Here is a 16408-nt window from a genome sequence, read left to right as displayed (position 1 = left end):
CCATTTCCCCTGGCTCTCATCCCGACGCTCACCAAGCACGGGTAGAGCGCGGGGCTTCCCGCCGAGAAGCTAAAGCAGACAAAGACGGAGGCAGATCCGCCACCGTATCTGGTGTGGGGACTGCAGCTTGTTCGTCTTGAGGCAATACCGGTTCAGAGATAGGCGCTGGTGCCATCATATCCGAGGGCAAGAAAATGCGAGCGCTGACTGCCAGCAGTGCCACCAAAAACACTAAAACAATCAAAAACGGAGCAATGTACTGACGAAACAGAGTCATAGTTTTTCAGAATGGCGAGACTGCGAAACCTGCTTCCCGAGTGCGGTCAAAATGGAAAATAGGGGTGAGGTTTGATTGTAACCTAGAATTACGTGCGATCGCCGATTCAGGTAGTGGTTCACCCCGACGAACCAAACCTCAAGCACTGTCAAGAGTATTAAATTATTCTACATCGGAATCCCCCAGTAGGGACACAGCATTTGCTGCGTCCCTGGAGAAAAAAGCGATCGACTCGGCCCTACATCTTAAAATGCGAATAGTCCTCATCATCCAATCCCGGGCGGGGCATCGGTAAAGCGCGAGACTTATTGAGCCTCCGCAGCCACATGCCGCCAATAACCGCCACAATCAGGGAGATCCAGGCGAGACGCTGCTGCAGCAACAAAAAGCCCCCCGTAGCCAACAATGCGCCAAACAGCAGGAAAATTGCCGCCAGCACTCGTTGCAAATCTTTCGCCAAATCTTGCGCCGGGGGCAAACCCGTCACTGCCCGTTGATAGGCCCAACCCGGTCCCCCGGGACGCACGTGGCGATAGAATCCTTCCAGGGTTTCTTGGGATTCCGGTTCCGTGGCGAACAGCACTCCCACCCACAGCAGGGTAACGGTGGCGGTAATTGCCATCAAGCGCAAGCCAAAATCTTCAATTTTAAAGGCAGGAATCAGACTGGTACTGGTACCGACCACAAAACTGCCGATAATAGCAGTCAATTCGGCGGCGGCGTTGATGCGCCACCAAAACCAGCGCAGCATCAAAATCAAGCCCGAACCGGTGCCAATGGCAATCACCAGACGAAAGACGGTGGCCACATCTTGGGCATAAAAGGCAGCAGCGGCACCCAAGGCGGTGAGGATGACCGAAGAGAGACGCCCGATCGCCACCAATTCCGGTTGACTGGCATTGGGTTTGACAAAGCGCAGGTAGAGGTCATTGGTGACGAAAGAGGCACCCCAGTTAATCGAAGTAGAGACGGTACTCATAAATGCCGCCACCAGAGAAGCGACAACCACCCCTAACAATGCGGGGGGCAAGAAGTCGAGCATCAGTTTCGGATAGCCAAATTCCCGGTCTTCTAAATTGGGATAAAGGACCAGTGCGGCCAAGGCAACCAGGATCCAGGGCCAGGTGCGAACCACATAGTGCATGATATTGAACAACCATGCCGCTTTTTCCGCTTCCGTTTCGTTTTTAGCGGCAGCAAAGCGCTGCACGAATTCGCCGCCGCCGTCGCTGCGTCGCCAGGACCACCACTGAATCGCCACATAGGCAAAAAAGGTACTGGCGGTAATGCCGGCGGTTTTGCTGAAGGTAATTAACCCGTTTTCGCCGCCTACGGTGAGGGGCAACAAGGAGAGCATATCTTTGTCGGTCGCTTGGGGGACTTGGGCGACCAGTTCGTGAATGCCGCCGACGCTATTAATGGCAAAGAATGCCACCACGATCGCGCCAAATAAGGCGAGGAAAAATTGAAAGAAATCCGTGGCGACGACTCCCCACAAACCGGCTAACCCGGCATAAATCAAGACGAAAATACTGACGCCTATTACGCTGAGGAGTTTGAGGGTATTGTCAGTGGCTTCGATGCCGAAACTCTGCCAAATTCCCAGGGCTTCTACCACTTTGACCATTGCCAGCATGGCATAGCCGATCGCGATGCAGTTCATGGGAACGGCAAAGATAAAGGCTTTGATGCCGCGCAGGATGGCTGCCATGTTTCCGCCGTAGCGCAATTCGGTGAGTTGAGCATCGGTAATGACTTCCGAACGTCGCCACATGCGGGCGAAAATGTAGACCATAATTAAGTGGGAGATGCCGAATATCCACCATTCCCAGTTGCCGGCAATTCCTCGGTTGCCCACCACCCCGGTGATGTAAAGCGGGGTATCGATGGAGAAGGTGGTGGCTGCCATGCTGGTACCGGCTAACCACCAGGGCAGCGATCGCCCGGATACGAAAAAGTCGGCCAAACTTTTTGACCCTTTTCGCGACAGATATAACCCCAAGCACATGGTGGCTACGAGGTAAAGCAAAACAATCAACCAGTCAATTAGTTGCATTTGAGTTGTGAAAAAATAATCGCCAAGGTGAAAACGTAGCCGTCTGGAGAACGGCTACGCGAATACCGGATCTGGGGTGGGGGAAAATCTCAATCAGCCCCAAGTACGCTGGCTAATAAGGCTTTTTGGGCGTGCATCCGGTTTTCTGCTTGATCCCATACGCGGGATTGATGCCCTTCGATCGCCCCATCGCTAATTTCTTCCCCGCGATGTGCTGGTAAGCAGTGCAAAACGATGGCGTTGCTGTCCGCATAGCTTAACAAATCTTCATTCACTTGGTAGGGCTGAAATAACGGAATCCGGGTTCGGGCTTGTTCTTCTTGTCCCATACTCGCCCAAACATCGGTATAGAGGACATCGGACCCTTTCACGGCAGCAATCGGGTCGTCGGTGAGGCGGACTTCGCTTTTTCCGGCAGCGATTTTATTGGCTTGTTCCACAATATCGGCGGCGGGTTCAAACTGTTTTGGGGTCGCCACGCGAATATTCATTCCCACCATCGCGCAGCCGAGTAGCAGGGAGTGGGCGACGTTGTTGCCATCGCCAAGATAGGTCAGGGTGATGTCGTTAAAGGTGCCGAAGCATTCGCGAACCGTGAGTAAGTCGGCTAAGGCTTGGCAGGGATGGAAGCGATCGCTTAACGCATTGATGACCGGAATATCGGCATAATCGCCAAAGCTTTGCAAGTCCTCTTGGGCAAAGGTTCGTACCGCGAGCACATCTAAATATCGGTCTAATACCCTCGCCGTATCCGGTAAGGGTTCGCCGCGACTGACTTGGGTGACGTTTGGGTTCAGGTCGATGACTTGCCCCCCGAGTTGGTACATCGCCACGGAAAAACTGACCCGGGTGCGGGTGGATGCTTTATAAAATAGCAACCCGAGCACTTTTTCTCGCCGAGGCTTCGCTTTGCCGGCTTTCATCTGTGCCGCTAAGTCCAGTAACCCATGCAGTTCCTCGACGCTTACATCGGTAACGCTTAGGAAATCTCGTCCTTTTAATGCCTCCATACTCCTGAGTTTCTCCAATAATTGGGATTTTCTCGTTTGGCAGTTCTCTGAGGCACTTGCACCCCAGGAAAATCCGCCACATAGCCTGTGCTAAAACACTACCAGATTCCGTCTGTGGGATTTCTGTTGGCGATGCGTCCTGTGGAAAATCTCTGACAAGGGAACCACCGTGAGGGGCGATCGCCCACCGCTGCCATTCCTCCACTGTTGTTAATTCCTACATCACAGATTGACAATACTTGCTGCCCCTCCAGTGCAATTTTTCCCCCTCGCAAGTCTGGCTTGAAAAACGTCGAAAAAACGCTACAATTGAGAGATGAATAGTCGCAGTGCGGGAAACTATACCTCAAATGACTGAGTATGACACTGGGGTAACAAAAAAGAATAATTGGAGAGAATGATGCATATAAAAGTACGAGATTTATCGGAAAATAATCCCACGCCAATTCAATTAACGGTGGCAATTAAATCGGTTACTGAAGGGGAATTTACGGCAAGGATTTTAGAGTGGGCCGATTGTCATGCTTCTGGGTCAACGAAAGAAGAAGCTTTGGAACGGTTGCAGGGGGAAATTCGCGATCGCCTGGATAACAGCGAGATGTACTCGTTAGAAATTATGCCGGCCAACGGGGAACATCCTTGGATGAAGTTTGCAGGCATGTACGCGGATAATCCACTCTTTGATGAAGTGCTAGAAGAAATTGCCGCTTACCGCAACGAAATCGATGCGGAAATGGAAGAAGAATTTGAGAACCTACAGATGGAGGAAGTGTAAGGGTGACTCTGTGGGTACTGGATACGGATTGTGTCTCGCTTTTTCAACGTCGCCATCCGATGGTGACGCAACGGGTGAGTCAAGTCAATCCAGAGGAAATTGCTGTAACAATTGTTACGGTAGAAGAACAAATGCGGGGATGGCTAAAGGCAATCTCGAATTCTTCCCAATCCAAGCAATCCGATCGCCTGATTTGGGCGTACAAAGGATTGCGACAGGGAGTGGAGTATTTTAACAGCATCGAGGTGCTGGATTTTGACGAGGAAGCTGCCACAAGGTACGCGGAATGGGTGGGTCAAAAAATCCGGATTGGCAGGCAAGATTTAAAAATTGCCGCGATCGCGATCGCCAATCATGGGATTTTGGTCACGCGCAATCGCCGAGACTTCGAACGAGTGCCGGATCTGAGGTTCGAAGACTGGACGATCGCGCCATAGAAGAAAAAGCGATCGGGGGGTTAGGAGTTATACAGGGCGGGTGGGCGATCGGTCGGTACAAGATAATCCAACAACAAATTGCAAGCCAAAACGAAAAAAACCTGAAGTTTAGGACGCAATTTTTTGTACCACAACACGATTTTCCTTGTAAATCATTTTGTACTTGTGGTGATAAGATGCGAGAAACCCATCAATGCCGATTTTGGTGGCGTCGTTAGGGCGGTTGGTGAAGGTAAAATCATAATCATCAAAAATCAGGATTCCCCCGATTTTGAGTAGCCCCCAGCCGAGAATAGCGTCGGCGAGTACGTCACAGGCAAGATGAGAGCCATCGATATAAAGAAAATCGTAACAGTTCGGGGGAAGCGATCGCAACACCTCCTGGGAAGACCCGACGCATTTTTTCACCTTCTGTGCGGTCCCCGTCACGGCAATATTTTTGTCGAAGCGTTCCTCTACGCGATCGAGAAACGTCGTTTCATACCACCCCTGATGTTCCACGCTTCCTTGAAAGGTATCGATACAGGTAATTCTCGCCGTTTCGTGAGTGAGAATTCGTTCTAAAAACCAACAAGTAGAACGCCCTTCCCAGCTTCCAATTTCTAAGCCTTGAATGTGCGGCGCGCCCACTAAATGACTCAAGCATTTCGTTAAAAAGCCGATGTTAACGCTAAACCAATCGGTGGTAAATTCATATCCTTTTTGGATGTTTTTGATTTCATAGCGAGCCTTAAAAAGCTGATAGCCCTGGGGGTCTAAGTTAGGATTGAGGTTGTGAGATTCCTCCAAATAGGGTAACGCTTCCTCAAATTTTCTTTGCCCCATCAAAGCTCTACCGATGTTATAACTGTATTTGGCCAGTTCGAGAGACTCGACGATTCCCGATTTCAGGTGTTGGGATTTTTTAAAATAACTGACCGCCGCCTCGAATGCTTTTTGTTGATAAAGCTGCGCGCCCAAATTATTGTAGTACGTTCCCAGGGTACTTTTAAACCAGGCTTCTTGGGGGTGGTTTTGCAGGAGTTCCCGTTCTATGCAGATGTCGATAAACTCCTGTAATGGATGAACGAAAAATAATTTTTCGAGAACATGGGCGAGGCGATGGATATCCAGGTCCGGGTTGCGGTTTTCGCCGCTTAGAAGTTGGCACAGGTGGAGCAAATCTCGCTTGAGCTGTAGGGAGTGGGGGTCGAGTTCCAGGGACAAGGAAACCAACCCCAGCAGATTGTTCAAATTCTGCGGTGCGAGTTCTCGGAGGGCTTGACGGATGATAAAAGCCGTGGGATAATCGGGCAGGTTTTCCCAGCGCAAGGCTTCAGTTTCCAGGGCAGCGATCGCGTCAGGGCTGTGGAGAGGGCCTGCGGCGGGATGGGTGAGGGCGATCGCCGTTTCCCAGCATTTTGTCGCCTGCAATTTTTCTCCCTGACACAGCAGTGCCCATCCCAGATGCCAATAATTCGTTGGTTCGGTGGGGTTGGCTTTAATCTTGTCCTCATAGCGGGCGATCGCCTCCGCATTGCCCTGCTGTGCCAGAATATCAGACTCTCTTCTTGCTTGTTCCGGAATAAAAACCATTTGCGCGACTTTCTCCCCCTATTGTGAGTTTCTCCACTACAAAACCCCACCTTTGTCGCTCAAACCCGGTTTTTCTCTCTGGAGGTTTTGAACCCCCGGGGCAATTTCCCGAGTCAACCGGGTGAGTGACAAAGGCGAGGGGCGCGGGCGATACGCCCCGGGGGGGATTGGGTGAGGGTTCGCCGATCGCGTCAACTTCCAGAGAGGCGATCGCGCAAAAACTGCTCCAATCGATCCATTCCCTTCTCAATCGTCGGCAGATCCGTGGCATAAGACAAGCGAATGCACTCATCATCGCCGAACGCCACGCCGGGAATCGCCGCCACTTTGTACGATTCTAGCAACAGATTGCACAACTCCATCGATTTCATCCCCGTCTGGCTGATATTGGGAAACACGTAAAACGCACCTTGCGGTTGCGGGCAAGTGAGTCCCGGCATTGCCTGGAGACGGTCTAGGATGTATTTGCGACGCATGGCAAACGCTTGGCGCATTTCTTCCACGCAAGCTTGGGAAGATGCCAACGCGGCGATCGCCCCATACTGAGCAAACGTACAGACATTCGACGTACTGTGACTTTGAATCGTGGTAGTTGCCTTAATCAATTGAGCGTCTGCAGCCAAATAGCCGATTCGCCACCCCGTCATCGAATACGCCTTAGCAAACCCATTGCTAACGATAGTGCGTTGAAACGCTTCCGGTGAAACCGCACCGATACTCAAATGCTGCGCCCCATCGTAAAGAATTTTTTCATAAATTTCGTCCGACACCACATAAATGTCTTTTTCCACCACCACCTGCGCCAGGGCGCGAATCTCCTCCGGGGTATAAACCATCCCGGTGGGATTCGAGGGAGAATTAAGCACGAACAGCTTGGTTTTTGTCGTACAAGCGCCCTTGAGCTGTTCCGGGGTGATTTTATAACCGTTTTCCATCGTGGTGGAGACGATGACCGGCACCGCACCGGCTAGCTTGACCATTTCCGGATAGCTGACCCAGTAGGGGGCGGGGATGATGACTTCATCCCCCGGGTCGAGCAAAGCCACCATCAGATTGAAAAGGGAATGCTTCCCCCCGTTGGTGACGATAATATTTTCCGGCGCGCAGTCTAGCCCGTTGTCGGCTTTCAGTTTATTGGCGATGCTAGCGCGCAATTTTGGCTCTCCCGCCGCCGGTCCGTATTTCGTCTTCCCGGCTTCTAGTGCTTTTTGCGCCGCGTCTTTAATGTGGGCGGGAGTGTCGAAATCCGGTTCTCCCGCACTAAAACTACAAACATCTACGCCGTCGGCTTTCATCGCTTTGGCTTTGGCGGAAATTGCCAAGGTCAAAGAGGGTGTTACCTGCCCGATTCGTGCTGCCAGCTTCATGCGTCCTGCCTCGCCCAAACTACGGATATGTTTCAGATCGAAATTATCCTACTAGGGCGTCGCAACACAAGATTTTTTGTCAAGCGATGGTGACATCGGGGGATAAGTAAACGTCCTGGATGGTATGAAAGAGCTTGACCCCTTCTTCAAAGGGCCGTTGGAAGGTCTTGCGACCGGAAATCAATCCGGTTCCCCCGGCGCGTTTGTTAATTACGGCGGTCCGCACGGCTTCGGCAAAGTCGTTTTTGCCAGAACTACCCCCGGAGTTAATCAATCCGGCGCGCCCGGCGTAGCAGTTAAGCACTTGATAGCGGGTTAGGTCGATGGGGTGTTCGGAGGTTAATTCGCTATAAACCAAATCGTGGGTGCGTCCGTATTTTTTGCCCAGGGCGTCGGAAACCGCACCATAGCCTTTGTTGCATTCGGGCAGTTTTTGCTTGATGATATCCGCTTCTAGGGTAACGCCGAGGTGATTGGCTTGGCCGGTTAAGTCGGCGGCGACGTGATAATCTTTGTCTTGCTTGAAGGCGCTATTGCGAAGGTAGCACCAGAGAATGGTGGCCATGCCCAATTCGTGGGCGCGGGCAAAGGCTTGGCTGACTTCTTGAATTTGGCGGGGGGACTCGGAAGAGCCGAAGTAAATGGTTGCGCCAACGGCTACTGCGCCGAGGTTCCACCCTTGCTCGACTTGCCCGAACATGATTTGGTCGTAGCTGTTGGGAACGCTGAGCAGTTCGTTATGGTTGAGTTTGACGATGAAGGGGATTTTGTAGGCGTATTTGCGCGAAATGCTGCCGAGGACGCCTAAAGTGGTGGCTACGGCGTTGCACTCGCCGGCAATGGCGAGTTTAATAATGTTTTCGGGATCGAAGTACAGGGGGTTGGGGGCAAAGGATGCACCGGCGGAGTGTTCGATGCCTTGGTCTACGGGCAAGATGGACAGATACCCGCTGTTGGCGAGTCTCCCGTGGCTATAGAGTTGCTGCAGCGATCGCAACACTTGGGGGGAGCGATCGCTGTGCGCCCAAATCCGCTCTACTAAGTCGGATCCGGGCAGGTGCAGTCTCTCTTTGGGCACTTTGGCTTTATAGGTGAGCAGATCTTCCGCTTCGTTCCCTAAATATGATTCGATGTTGTTCGGGGCAGATACGGTTGCAGTCATAAGTAGCTAGCCTCACAATGTTTTCATCAGCTTCGCGCTTGTTTAGTAGCATATCGAACCAGTGTTTCCCCTCCCACCGTCGAAAGATAGATTTCTCGTCTCCCGCGTCGCCGTTTCCTCGGTGGACATCTTCTCTGCGCCCCCATCCAGGCGCGATCGCTCCCTCGGGTTAAGTTTTTGTTAAAATTTCTCCCTGGCTCCAGATGGCAAGTCCTCATCAATCTATCTTTAGGAGGATTGAGACTCTGCCTCTCTTGAATTATATTAATAACCAGACAAGCTTAAGCGTTGCCTCTGACTTGGCTTCCTCTAGCCAGTTCTGTCCCAATCCGGATAACTTGGCTTCAGTTTAATGGCCAAAACTGACCAGAACCACAGGAAAACCTCCCGCATCGGTTCCCTCAATTTCTATAACCCAAGCCTGCCATATTTGGCGCTAAGTTTTGCGCTCTATCTCTGGTTTGGCAAACTCGACAATTTACCCCAGGAGAATCCCATGCAAAACGTAAAAAAAATTAACGACAAAATCGCCATTGCGATGACACCCTTAACCCCAGAAGACTTGCAGGAAGCGGCGCAGTCGGGATATAAGTCGGTAATGAACCTGCGCGATCCAGGAGAACAAGGCTTTATCCGCTATGAAGGGTCTCAGGCAGATATCCGGGGACTGGAATATGTGAATCTTCCCGTGAAACCAGACCAACTGAATGAAGAACTGGCCGATCGCGTCATGCAGCAAATTGATGCTTTGCCCAAACCTACTTTAATCCACTGCAAAAGCGGTCTGCGATCGGGCATGATGGCCCTGATGAATGTGGCTATCCATGAAGGCATGTCCCCAGAAGATGCCATGCAAAAAGGCAAAGAAATGGGATTGGATTGCGAGGGTAAACCGCAAATGAAAGAGTTTTTCAAAACCTACGTTTCTACTCATGCAAAAACCAGTTAATTTAGGCTTCTATGAGGTTAAAGTAGGAAAATGTTACACGCCGATTGCCCACTCTAAAGCCTCAAGAACGCGCCCTAAAGTTGACGCCAATTCCGGGAGTTTGACCTGACCCGAGCCTCAAACTCGTTGCCGATGTTTCCGTAGTGCCCTGGGCAAGCGATCGCTGCATGTTTCCCATAGATTGCAGCTTCAGCAGGGATGCGGTAAACTTCTGTCTCGCGCTCCTCAAGTCGATCCCGTTCCGAAGTTCTGTCATTCGATAGAACGCAAAAGGGCGATCGCCTCGCTACCATAAACCTATGATAACCTCTGATTTACCGAGAGGTTAGCAACTTAATAGAAGTCGATTGAAAGACGGGAGCGAGTATGAAAGTACCAGCAGAAATTACCTATCGCAACGTAGATAAAACAGAGGCTATAGATAACTTAATTCACGAAAAGATTGCCAAACTGGAAAAATTCTGCGACCACATTAGTAGTTGCCGAGTTGCTATCGAAAAGGCACACGAACACCCCAACAGCGGTTCTCCCTATCGGGTCCGCTTCGATATTAGGGTACCGCCCAATCACGAATTGGCGGTGGTTCGCAATCCCGGGGAGGGCAATCAATATGATGACTTAAGCACGGTGATTCGCAGTGCATTTGAAGCAGCACGCAAGCAACTCATCGAACTCAACGAACGACAACGCAATGAGGTGAAGTATCATCCAGAACAGGAAAATATCGCGATCGTCACTCAACTCTTCCCCGAAGCGGGATACGGGTTTATCCGCAGCAGTCAAACGGGTCGCGAAATCTACTTCCACCGCAATAGCGTCCTCAATGACAAATTCGACGAACTGAAAGAAGGCGCGGGGGTACAATTTACGGAAGAAGAAGGCATGAGCGGCCCGCAAGCAACAAAGGTACATCTGGTCAACAAACCCGGTGCTGCAGTGCCAAAAGAGCAAAAATCTGACATCGAAACCCCTGCGGGTTGGTAGAAACATCTTACCCGTCAATTCCTTGCTTTGAAGGGGTAAGAAGAAAGGATAGGGGAAATTATCGCCCTTTCCCCGATCGCGCACCATTTTAAGCGCTTTTTCCCGGGGAGGGCGGTTCTGATGCCACACAGATCGGCGGGCGAGGAGACATGGTTAAAAAGCCACTCACCCAATGTAATATCATGCCCGCACTGGTAGGGTGGGCAAATATTTGCTCATCTTACTATAGCTAGGGGGGATTGTATGTGGTTACTAAATTTTTCCAGGAGGAATTCAAATGGCTTTAGTCTTAGAGCAAATCAACGTTGAAGGATTAGCTCACTTATCTTACATGGTGGGAGATGACAAAGCCGGTGCGGTAGCGGTTATCGATCCGCGTCGGGATGTGGATATTTATTTGCAAATGGCGCGATCGCGTCAGGTGCGAATTACTCACATCATCGAGAGCCACATTCATGCCGATTTCGTGTCCGGTTCCCACGAACTGCAAGCGCGCACCGGGGCAAAGATTTACGGCGGGAAAAGCGAGGATTATCAGTTTGATTTAGAGCAATTGCGCGAGGGAGATGAATTGCAACTCGGCAGCGTGACCCTGAAAGCGATACATACACCCACAGTCCGGAACATATCAGTTTGCTGCTTTACGATTCCAAACAAGGCAAAGAACCGTTTGCCGTCTTCACCGGAGATACTTTGTTTAATTTGGATGTGGGGCGACCGGATCTGTCGGGGACGGGGACGGAACAAGAGCAAGCCGGTGCCTTGTATCGCTCGTTATTCGAGAAACTGGTGCCCTTGGGCGATCGCGTGGAACTGTATCCCTGTCACGGTGCGGGTTCCTCTTGTGGCAAGTCGATTGGCGATCGCCGCCACAGTACGATCGGTAACGAACGTCTGTTTAACGAGGCGCTGCAAGAGCGCAGCGAAGCAGAGTTTATCCAATGGCTGCTTGCGGATATGCCGGAAGCCCCCACCCATTACTTCCGCCTGAAAAAAGTCAACGCAAAAGGCGCGCCGGTGAAAGGATGCTTGCCCACGGTGCAACCCCTCTCCCCGGAAGAAGTTCGGGGGATGATGCCCGATGAAAATACCATCCTCATCGATACGCGATCGATTCTCGCTTTCGGCGGCGGACATATTCCCGGTGCGGTGAATATTGCCCTGCGTCCGGCATTTCCCAACTGGGTGGGTTGGATGGTAGACCCGGAAAAACGCATTGTGCTGGTGGTAGACAGCGAGCGGGATTTACCCCTGGTCACGGCACAGTTGTTCCGCTTGGGTTACGACAATCTGGTGGGGTATCTGCACGAGGGAATGCAAAGCTGGCAAAATGCTGGTTTGCCCTTGGCTCACTTGGATGAATGGACCGTGCGCGACCTGGATGCCCATAAGGAAGATGCCCATCTCACGGTACTGGACGTGCGAAGCGATGGAGAATACGAAAGCGGAGCAGTTCCAGGGGCGAAACATATTTTCACCCCGCACTTGGAAGAACATCTGGATGAGTTGGATAAAAATCAGGCGATCGCAACCTATTGCGGGAGTGGCTATCGCGCTTCAATTGCCGCCAGTCTCCTGCAAAAACATGGCTTCGAGCGCGTCATTAATATCCCCGGTTCCTGGAAAGCATGGCAAGCGGCGAATCTCCCCGTGCAGCGATCGGCCAATTAGGCTCAATTTTACCGGATAGACCTAGGGGTAGGGTGGGCCATGCCCATCCTATTTTATTTCCCCCTCAAGGTAGAGTATATTTTAACACAAAATGGTCTACAATTAAACGGCAAACCCAAATAATTTTCTGGCAGGTTCCATCTGCCGCAATTTTTGCTGCGGTTTGACAACTCCCGACGATTACCCATAGGCGCGATCGCCCATCTACCCGGTCTCCACTCACCCTGGACGATGGGGTAAAACCTGCAAATCCAACTCCAGAGCAACCGGAAAGGTTCGCCGTGGCAGCAGTGGGTAAACCTGCCGATATTATATCTCGATTTGCAAGATTTTTCAACAGCTAATTTAACGTTGACTGAAAGAGGAATGAACTGATGGATACTGAAACCCTAAACACCACAACGAACCCTGTAGATAATGCCAGTCGAGTTCGGCAGAATACGGCGGAAGAAGTGAATGCCAAAATCGACCGCGAAATGGCGGACAGAGTGCGCCAGTATGCGGAAAACTCAAACTCCACTATCGGCGATCGCATTGCCGAGTTAGAGCGAGAATGGGATACGGAACGAGTGCTGGAAGCAAACGCCTCAGTGCTCGCCTTCACTGGCGTGCTTCTCGGCGCTTTTGTGAATCAAAATTGGCTGTGGCTGCCAGCAATTGTCCTGCCCTTTTTGTTTCAACATGCGGTGCAGGGATGGTGTCCGCCCCTGTTCGTAATTCGCCGTCTCGGAGTTCGGACTCGCGATGAAATCGATTGCGAAATTTTTGCCTTAAAAGCGTTGCGCGGCGATTTTGATGAAATTCCCGAACGAACTGAGGGACTTGCCAGTACCCGCGCTAATGAAATTTTACGGGCGATCGGGCTGAGTGGATGAAGAAAAACCTGCTTTTTGTCGCGCAAATCGTAATAATTTAGGAGAATAAAATCATGGCTTTAGAACTACACAAACGGGCAATGGGAGCATTTGAAAATCCCGAAAGACGAGAAGCGGCGATCGAAGCGCTGAAAAATTCCGGCTTTCCAATGGATCGGGTGGTTGTTGCCACAAAAGATAACCTTTCCGATACGGAAATGTTTAGCCCGAGTAGCGAGTTTCTCGAGCATCGCACGGTAGAAAGTTTGGGCAAAGGCGCGCTGATGGGTGCCGGTTTGGGCGGTTTTGCCGGCTTGCTCACCGGGATGACGATGTTAATTTTAACCGGATTAGATGCCATTTCCGTCACCAGTCCCCTGATGACGGTGCTGGGAATGACCGGTGCGGGAAGTTTTTACGGCACTCTCGGCGGTATGATTATCGGCACTGTGGCGGGAGACCAACTGACGCAAAAGGATACGAAAGCGTACAATGCTCGGGTTTCCCAAGGGCAATCGATTGTGCGAATTGATGGCACTGACGAGCAAATCGCTCGCGCGGAATCGATTTTGCGCGATCGCGGCATTCAAGAGTGGAGAGTTTACCCCGCTACGGAAAATTCTTAACCCTGGATTGATGGCGCACTGTTCCCGGAACAAGCCGTGCAAGGCGCAACAGAGGTGGGTAACTTCCCACCTCACTCCCTCCCAGACTGGCAGTTTTTGCCGAGGTAAAATTCTTTGAGAAAATAGTAATCTAAAGAATATATTAAGGTTTATCACTATCGATGGATGGCAGTTTGCATAATATCTGCAAATATGAGATTAGAAGTCAGAAAGGGAGGTTTCCCTTATGAAAACCTTTATTAATAACTTGAAAAAAACTTTAGGATTGACTGCGGCTTTCTCTTTAGCCGCCACCGCGATCGCTCCTGCTTCTATAGCTAACCCAACTGATAGGGTTTCTTCCAATAGAGGAGAATTTCAAGTCGCACAAGCCACCAGTTGTCGAGAAGTGGATTCAAATTCAGGTTTGAATGTCCGCGCTCGTCCCTGGGGTCGTGTCATTGGCGGTTTAGAAGAGAACGAAACCGTTTCCCTGGCCAATCCCACCACTGCGAGTGGAGACTGGGTGCAAATTGATTCTCCCATGAACGGTTATGTAGCGGCGAAGTTTCTGAGTTACTGTAGCGCATCGGCTCCCGAACCCGGCCCGATCGCCAGTGGAGGCTGTCGCGAAGTTGATGCCTATGGCGGTTTAAACGTTCGCCAACGTCCCTCAGTTGGAAGTGATGTAGTAACCACATTATCCAATAGCCAACAAGTGGAAATTGAAGGTCGCGGAAGCGACGGTTGGGTGGAAGTTGACGCGCCTGTGGATGGTTATGTCGCTGGAGAATATCTGAACTATTGCGAGACTTATTAAAGTAGCGTAGGGTGGGCATTGCTCCCCACCGCTAGAGATTTATCTAGAAGCCAATCGGCTGTTAGCCCAGCTTACAACCTCAAAAATGGATGTGCAATTTATTTTGCATGACTGCTTAGAAATGAACCACGTTCTCAATTGTCCCCGATAAATTCTTAATTCCACCGCATCTGTCTCCTGCGATCCCACGGCAATGCCGTGGGACTGCGGTTTATTTCTATGATTCTGGTGGAAAATGGGGATAAAATAGGGCAGAATGAGTCAACCTGCAGGGGAAAGTCGAAGATGAAAATTGCGATTACGGGTGCTACGGGATTTGTGGGCACTCGCTTGGTGGAAAAAGCCCATCAAGAGGGTCATCAGGTGCTGGTACTGACGCGCAACGCAACGAAAGCGCGGCGAGTTTTTCCCGATTCTGCTTTCCCAACGGTAGAAATTGTCGCCTATACGCCCAAGGAATCGGGGGAGTGGCAAAATGCGATTAGCGGTTGTGATGGGGTGGTGAATTTAGCCGGTGCCCCCCTCGCGGACGAACGCTGGAGTGAGGAACGCAAGCGCGAAATCATCGACAGTCGCAAAATCGGGACGCGCAAAATTGTCGAAGCGATCGCGGCTGCCAATCCGAAACCGTCGGTATTGGTGAATTCTTCGGCGATTGGATATTACGGCACTAGCGAAACGGCAACTTTTGACGAAACCGCGCCGCCGGGGGATGATTTTCTGGCACAAGTGTGTCGGGAATGGGAAGCGCAAGCGCAACAGGTGACGCAAACCGGTACGCGATTGACGATCGTTCGCACGGGAATCGTTATCGGGAATGGGGGGGCGATCGCCAAAATGCTCACCCCGTTTCGCTTGTTTGCCGGCGGACCGTTGGGCAATGGCAAACAGTGGTTTTCTTGGATTCACCGGGAGGATTTAACCGATCTGATGCTCTTTGCCTTGCAAAATCCGGCGATCGAAGGCACGATAAACGGTACCGCCCCGAATCCGGTTCGCATGAACCAACTGTGCGACACCCTCGCCCAGGTGATGCACCGTCCCTCCTGGTTGCCGGTGCCCGATTTTGCCCTGCAAATGTTGTTGGGAGATGCGGCAAAGCTGGTGCTAGAAGGGCAGCAAGTGTTGCCGAAGCGCACCCAAGAGTTCGGCTTTGACTATCAATATCCCACGATTAAACCCGCCCTAGAACAAGTGGTAAATGCCCAAGGTTAGGGTAGAAAAAAAATGTGGCTGTACCTGAAGTCAGGACAGCCGCCCAAGCTAAATTTTTGCTGGTTGAATGTTAAGTTGTGTTAACTTTAAATTAATCTAGGGCGTCTTCCACATCGGGAGCCGATTCTAGATTGTCCGGATCTACATATTGGCAGGAATTTTCCACGCAAATCAACGCCCAGCCGGAGCGATCGATGCCCATCAGCTTATAAGAAGCTTCCTGAACGAAGAATCCTTTGTGATTGCGGGTTTCGGGTTTGACAGTAACGTTATCCATAATAGCTTTGTCCTCCAGTGGTTGATTTAAAAGAGTTCTAGAACAACAAGCGTATCCGAGTCGCTTATTGCTGTGTTCATAAAATCTTATCACTGTTTTTCCGAAAATTAAATGAACTTAGTTAAAGAAATCTAACGAAATGTAAACGGTTGGAACATTTCTTGTCTTTCTCTCAAAAAAGTATTGACAAAATAAAGCCGATGTGGTATAGGGGCACAGTAGGGGAAAGACCCCTCAGCGGCAGAAAATTTGTGCTACACCTGTAGGGATATCCTGTGGTGGACAAGGAAAGGGCATCCGTCAGGAACCCCATCCCTAAAGGGAGGGGCTTGGTAAGACTTTATTTTCCCAAGCTCACCTGACCAGAAGACCAG

At 50.9% G+C, this 16408-nt stretch carries 18 protein-coding genes and 1 pseudogene; 10 read left to right on the top strand and 9 right to left on the bottom strand.

Going from position 1 to position 16408, the window contains the following annotated elements; genetic code table 11:
* Positions 1–28: 28 nt before the first annotated feature.
* From LKK83_RS25360 to argF, 3 genes are all read right to left on the bottom strand, one after another.
* Positions 29–277 carry a hypothetical protein gene (locus tag LKK83_RS25360; RefSeq protein ID WP_324634230.1) on the bottom strand — a complete coding sequence of 83 codons (249 nt, stop codon included), beginning with the start codon at positions 275–277 and terminating at the stop codon, positions 29–31.
* Positions 278–515: 238 nt separating this feature from the next.
* The gene (locus LKK83_RS25355; RefSeq protein WP_324634229.1) at positions 516–2333 is read right to left on the bottom strand and encodes a sodium:solute symporter family protein; all 1818 of its coding nucleotides are present in this window, start codon (positions 2331–2333) and stop codon (positions 516–518) included.
* Between the two features lie 89 nt (positions 2334–2422).
* Positions 2423–3343, bottom strand: coding sequence for an ornithine carbamoyltransferase (gene argF / locus LKK83_RS25350; protein ID WP_324634227.1), 921 nt, complete (start codon positions 3341–3343; stop codon positions 2423–2425).
* A 397-nt stretch (positions 3344–3740) separates the two neighbouring features.
* Here argF and LKK83_RS25345 point away from each other — a divergent pair, with 397 nt between their 5' ends.
* Together LKK83_RS25345 and LKK83_RS25340 are read left to right on the top strand one after the other, a co-directional pair.
* Positions 3741–4118 (top strand): type II toxin-antitoxin system HicB family antitoxin, encoded by a 378-nt coding sequence (locus LKK83_RS25345; RefSeq protein ID WP_324634226.1) that lies wholly within the window; start codon positions 3741–3743, stop codon positions 4116–4118.
* A gap of 2 nt (positions 4119–4120) precedes the next feature.
* On the top strand, positions 4121–4555 hold the full coding sequence (locus LKK83_RS25340; protein ID WP_324634225.1) for a type II toxin-antitoxin system VapC family toxin: 435 nt from the start codon (positions 4121–4123) through the stop codon (positions 4553–4555).
* A gap of 108 nt (positions 4556–4663) precedes the next feature.
* Here the strand turns inward: LKK83_RS25340 and LKK83_RS25335 are convergent, their stop codons facing one another.
* From LKK83_RS25335 to LKK83_RS25325, 3 genes are all read right to left on the bottom strand, one after another.
* On the bottom strand, positions 4664–6130 hold the full coding sequence (locus LKK83_RS25335) for a class I SAM-dependent methyltransferase (RefSeq protein ID WP_324634224.1): 1467 nt from the start codon (positions 6128–6130) through the stop codon (positions 4664–4666).
* A gap of 191 nt (positions 6131–6321) precedes the next feature.
* Complete coding sequence (locus tag LKK83_RS25330; RefSeq protein WP_324634223.1) at positions 6322–7497, bottom strand: pyridoxal phosphate-dependent aminotransferase; 1176 nt, start codon at positions 7495–7497, stop codon at positions 6322–6324.
* Between the two features lie 79 nt (positions 7498–7576).
* Complete coding sequence (locus tag LKK83_RS25325) at positions 7577–8659, bottom strand: class I fructose-bisphosphate aldolase (protein ID WP_324634222.1); 1083 nt, start codon at positions 8657–8659, stop codon at positions 7577–7579.
* A 496-nt stretch (positions 8660–9155) separates the two neighbouring features.
* Between LKK83_RS25325 and LKK83_RS25320 the strand changes: the two genes are divergently transcribed.
* Positions 9156–9608 (top strand): beta-lactamase hydrolase domain-containing protein, encoded by a 453-nt coding sequence (locus LKK83_RS25320; RefSeq protein WP_324634221.1) that lies wholly within the window; start codon positions 9156–9158, stop codon positions 9606–9608.
* Positions 9609–9669: 61 nt separating this feature from the next.
* On the opposite strand, the gene LKK83_RS25315 is transcribed toward LKK83_RS25320, so the two are convergent.
* Positions 9670–9864 (bottom strand): hypothetical protein, encoded by a 195-nt coding sequence (locus LKK83_RS25315; RefSeq protein ID WP_324634220.1) that lies wholly within the window; start codon positions 9862–9864, stop codon positions 9670–9672.
* 110 nt (positions 9865–9974) lie between these two features.
* Between LKK83_RS25315 and LKK83_RS25310 the strand changes: the two genes are divergently transcribed.
* From LKK83_RS25310 to LKK83_RS25300, 3 genes and pseudogenes are all read left to right on the top strand, one after another.
* The gene (locus LKK83_RS25310) at positions 9975–10592 is read left to right on the top strand and encodes an HPF/RaiA family ribosome-associated protein (RefSeq protein WP_324634219.1); all 618 of its coding nucleotides are present in this window, start codon (positions 9975–9977) and stop codon (positions 10590–10592) included.
* A gap of 277 nt (positions 10593–10869) precedes the next feature.
* Positions 10870–11151 (top strand): annotated as a pseudogene (locus LKK83_RS32060) (MBL fold metallo-hydrolase); the annotation flags it as partial.
* Between the two features lie 74 nt (positions 11152–11225).
* Positions 11226–12263, top strand: coding sequence for a rhodanese-like domain-containing protein (locus tag LKK83_RS25300; RefSeq protein WP_324634217.1), 1038 nt, complete (start codon positions 11226–11228; stop codon positions 12261–12263).
* Between the two features lie 64 nt (positions 12264–12327).
* Here the strand turns inward: LKK83_RS25300 and LKK83_RS25295 are convergent, their stop codons facing one another.
* Positions 12328–12600, bottom strand: a complete 273-nt coding sequence (locus LKK83_RS25295; protein WP_324634216.1) for a hypothetical protein — start codon at positions 12598–12600, stop codon at positions 12328–12330.
* 37 nt (positions 12601–12637) lie between these two features.
* Here LKK83_RS25295 and LKK83_RS25290 point away from each other — a divergent pair, with 37 nt between their 5' ends.
* The 4 genes from LKK83_RS25290 to thyD all read left to right on the top strand — a co-directional run bounded on the left by LKK83_RS25290 (position 12638) and on the right by thyD (position 15757).
* Positions 12638–13138: a hypothetical protein gene (locus LKK83_RS25290; RefSeq protein WP_324634215.1), complete on the top strand. Its 501-nt coding sequence runs from the start codon at positions 12638–12640 to the stop codon at positions 13136–13138.
* 53 nt (positions 13139–13191) lie between these two features.
* Entirely contained in the window at positions 13192–13743 is a 552-nt protein-coding gene (locus LKK83_RS25285; RefSeq protein ID WP_324634214.1) for a hypothetical protein, read from the top strand.
* Positions 13744–13969: 226 nt separating this feature from the next.
* Entirely contained in the window at positions 13970–14542 is a 573-nt protein-coding gene (locus tag LKK83_RS25280; protein ID WP_324634213.1) for an SH3 domain-containing protein, read from the top strand.
* Between the two features lie 285 nt (positions 14543–14827).
* Positions 14828–15757 carry a thylakoid membrane protein ThyD gene (thyD, locus tag LKK83_RS25275; RefSeq protein ID WP_324634212.1) on the top strand — a complete coding sequence of 310 codons (930 nt, stop codon included), beginning with the start codon at positions 14828–14830 and terminating at the stop codon, positions 15755–15757.
* A gap of 91 nt (positions 15758–15848) precedes the next feature.
* Here the strand turns inward: thyD and LKK83_RS25270 are convergent, their stop codons facing one another.
* Positions 15849–16034 carry a hypothetical protein gene (locus LKK83_RS25270; protein ID WP_324634211.1) on the bottom strand — a complete coding sequence of 62 codons (186 nt, stop codon included), beginning with the start codon at positions 16032–16034 and terminating at the stop codon, positions 15849–15851.
* Positions 16035–16408: the final 374 nt, after the last annotated feature.

Source organism: Phormidium sp. CCY1219 (assembly GCF_035615515.1).
Classification (GTDB): domain Bacteria; phylum Cyanobacteriota; class Cyanobacteriia; order Cyanobacteriales; family Laspinemataceae; genus CCY1219.
This window is presented reverse-complemented; position numbering and strand designations above follow the sequence as displayed.

Excerpts from the sequence above, each read along its gene's own strand:
- LKK83_RS25285 (WP_324634214.1), top strand. The coding sequence starts at position 13,192 with ATGGCTTTAGAACTACACAAACGGGCAATGGGAGCATTTGAAAATCCC.
- LKK83_RS25315 (WP_324634220.1), bottom strand. The coding sequence starts at position 9,864 with ATGACAGAACTTCGGAACGGGATCGACTTGAGGAGCGCGAGACAGAAG.
- LKK83_RS25345 (WP_324634226.1), top strand. The coding sequence starts at position 3,741 with ATGATGCATATAAAAGTACGAGATTTATCGGAAAATAATCCCACGCCA.
- thyD (WP_324634212.1), top strand. The coding sequence starts at position 14,828 with ATGAAAATTGCGATTACGGGTGCTACGGGATTTGTGGGCACTCGCTTG.
- LKK83_RS25355 (WP_324634229.1), bottom strand. The coding sequence starts at position 2,333 with ATGCAACTAATTGACTGGTTGATTGTTTTGCTTTACCTCGTAGCCACC.
- LKK83_RS25270 (WP_324634211.1), bottom strand. The coding sequence starts at position 16,034 with ATGGATAACGTTACTGTCAAACCCGAAACCCGCAATCACAAAGGATTC.
- LKK83_RS25325 (WP_324634222.1), bottom strand. The coding sequence starts at position 8,659 with ATGACTGCAACCGTATCTGCCCCGAACAACATCGAATCATATTTAGGG.
- LKK83_RS25330 (WP_324634223.1), bottom strand. The coding sequence starts at position 7,497 with ATGAAGCTGGCAGCACGAATCGGGCAGGTAACACCCTCTTTGACCTTG.
- argF (WP_324634227.1), bottom strand. The coding sequence starts at position 3,343 with ATGGAGGCATTAAAAGGACGAGATTTCCTAAGCGTTACCGATGTAAGC.
- LKK83_RS25360 (WP_324634230.1), bottom strand. The coding sequence starts at position 277 with ATGACTCTGTTTCGTCAGTACATTGCTCCGTTTTTGATTGTTTTAGTG.
- LKK83_RS25290 (WP_324634215.1), top strand. The coding sequence starts at position 12,638 with ATGGATACTGAAACCCTAAACACCACAACGAACCCTGTAGATAATGCC.
- LKK83_RS25335 (WP_324634224.1), bottom strand. The coding sequence starts at position 6,130 with ATGGTTTTTATTCCGGAACAAGCAAGAAGAGAGTCTGATATTCTGGCA.
- LKK83_RS25310 (WP_324634219.1), top strand. The coding sequence starts at position 9,975 with ATGAAAGTACCAGCAGAAATTACCTATCGCAACGTAGATAAAACAGAG.
- LKK83_RS25280 (WP_324634213.1), top strand. The coding sequence starts at position 13,970 with ATGAAAACCTTTATTAATAACTTGAAAAAAACTTTAGGATTGACTGCG.
- LKK83_RS25320 (WP_324634221.1), top strand. The coding sequence starts at position 9,156 with ATGCAAAACGTAAAAAAAATTAACGACAAAATCGCCATTGCGATGACA.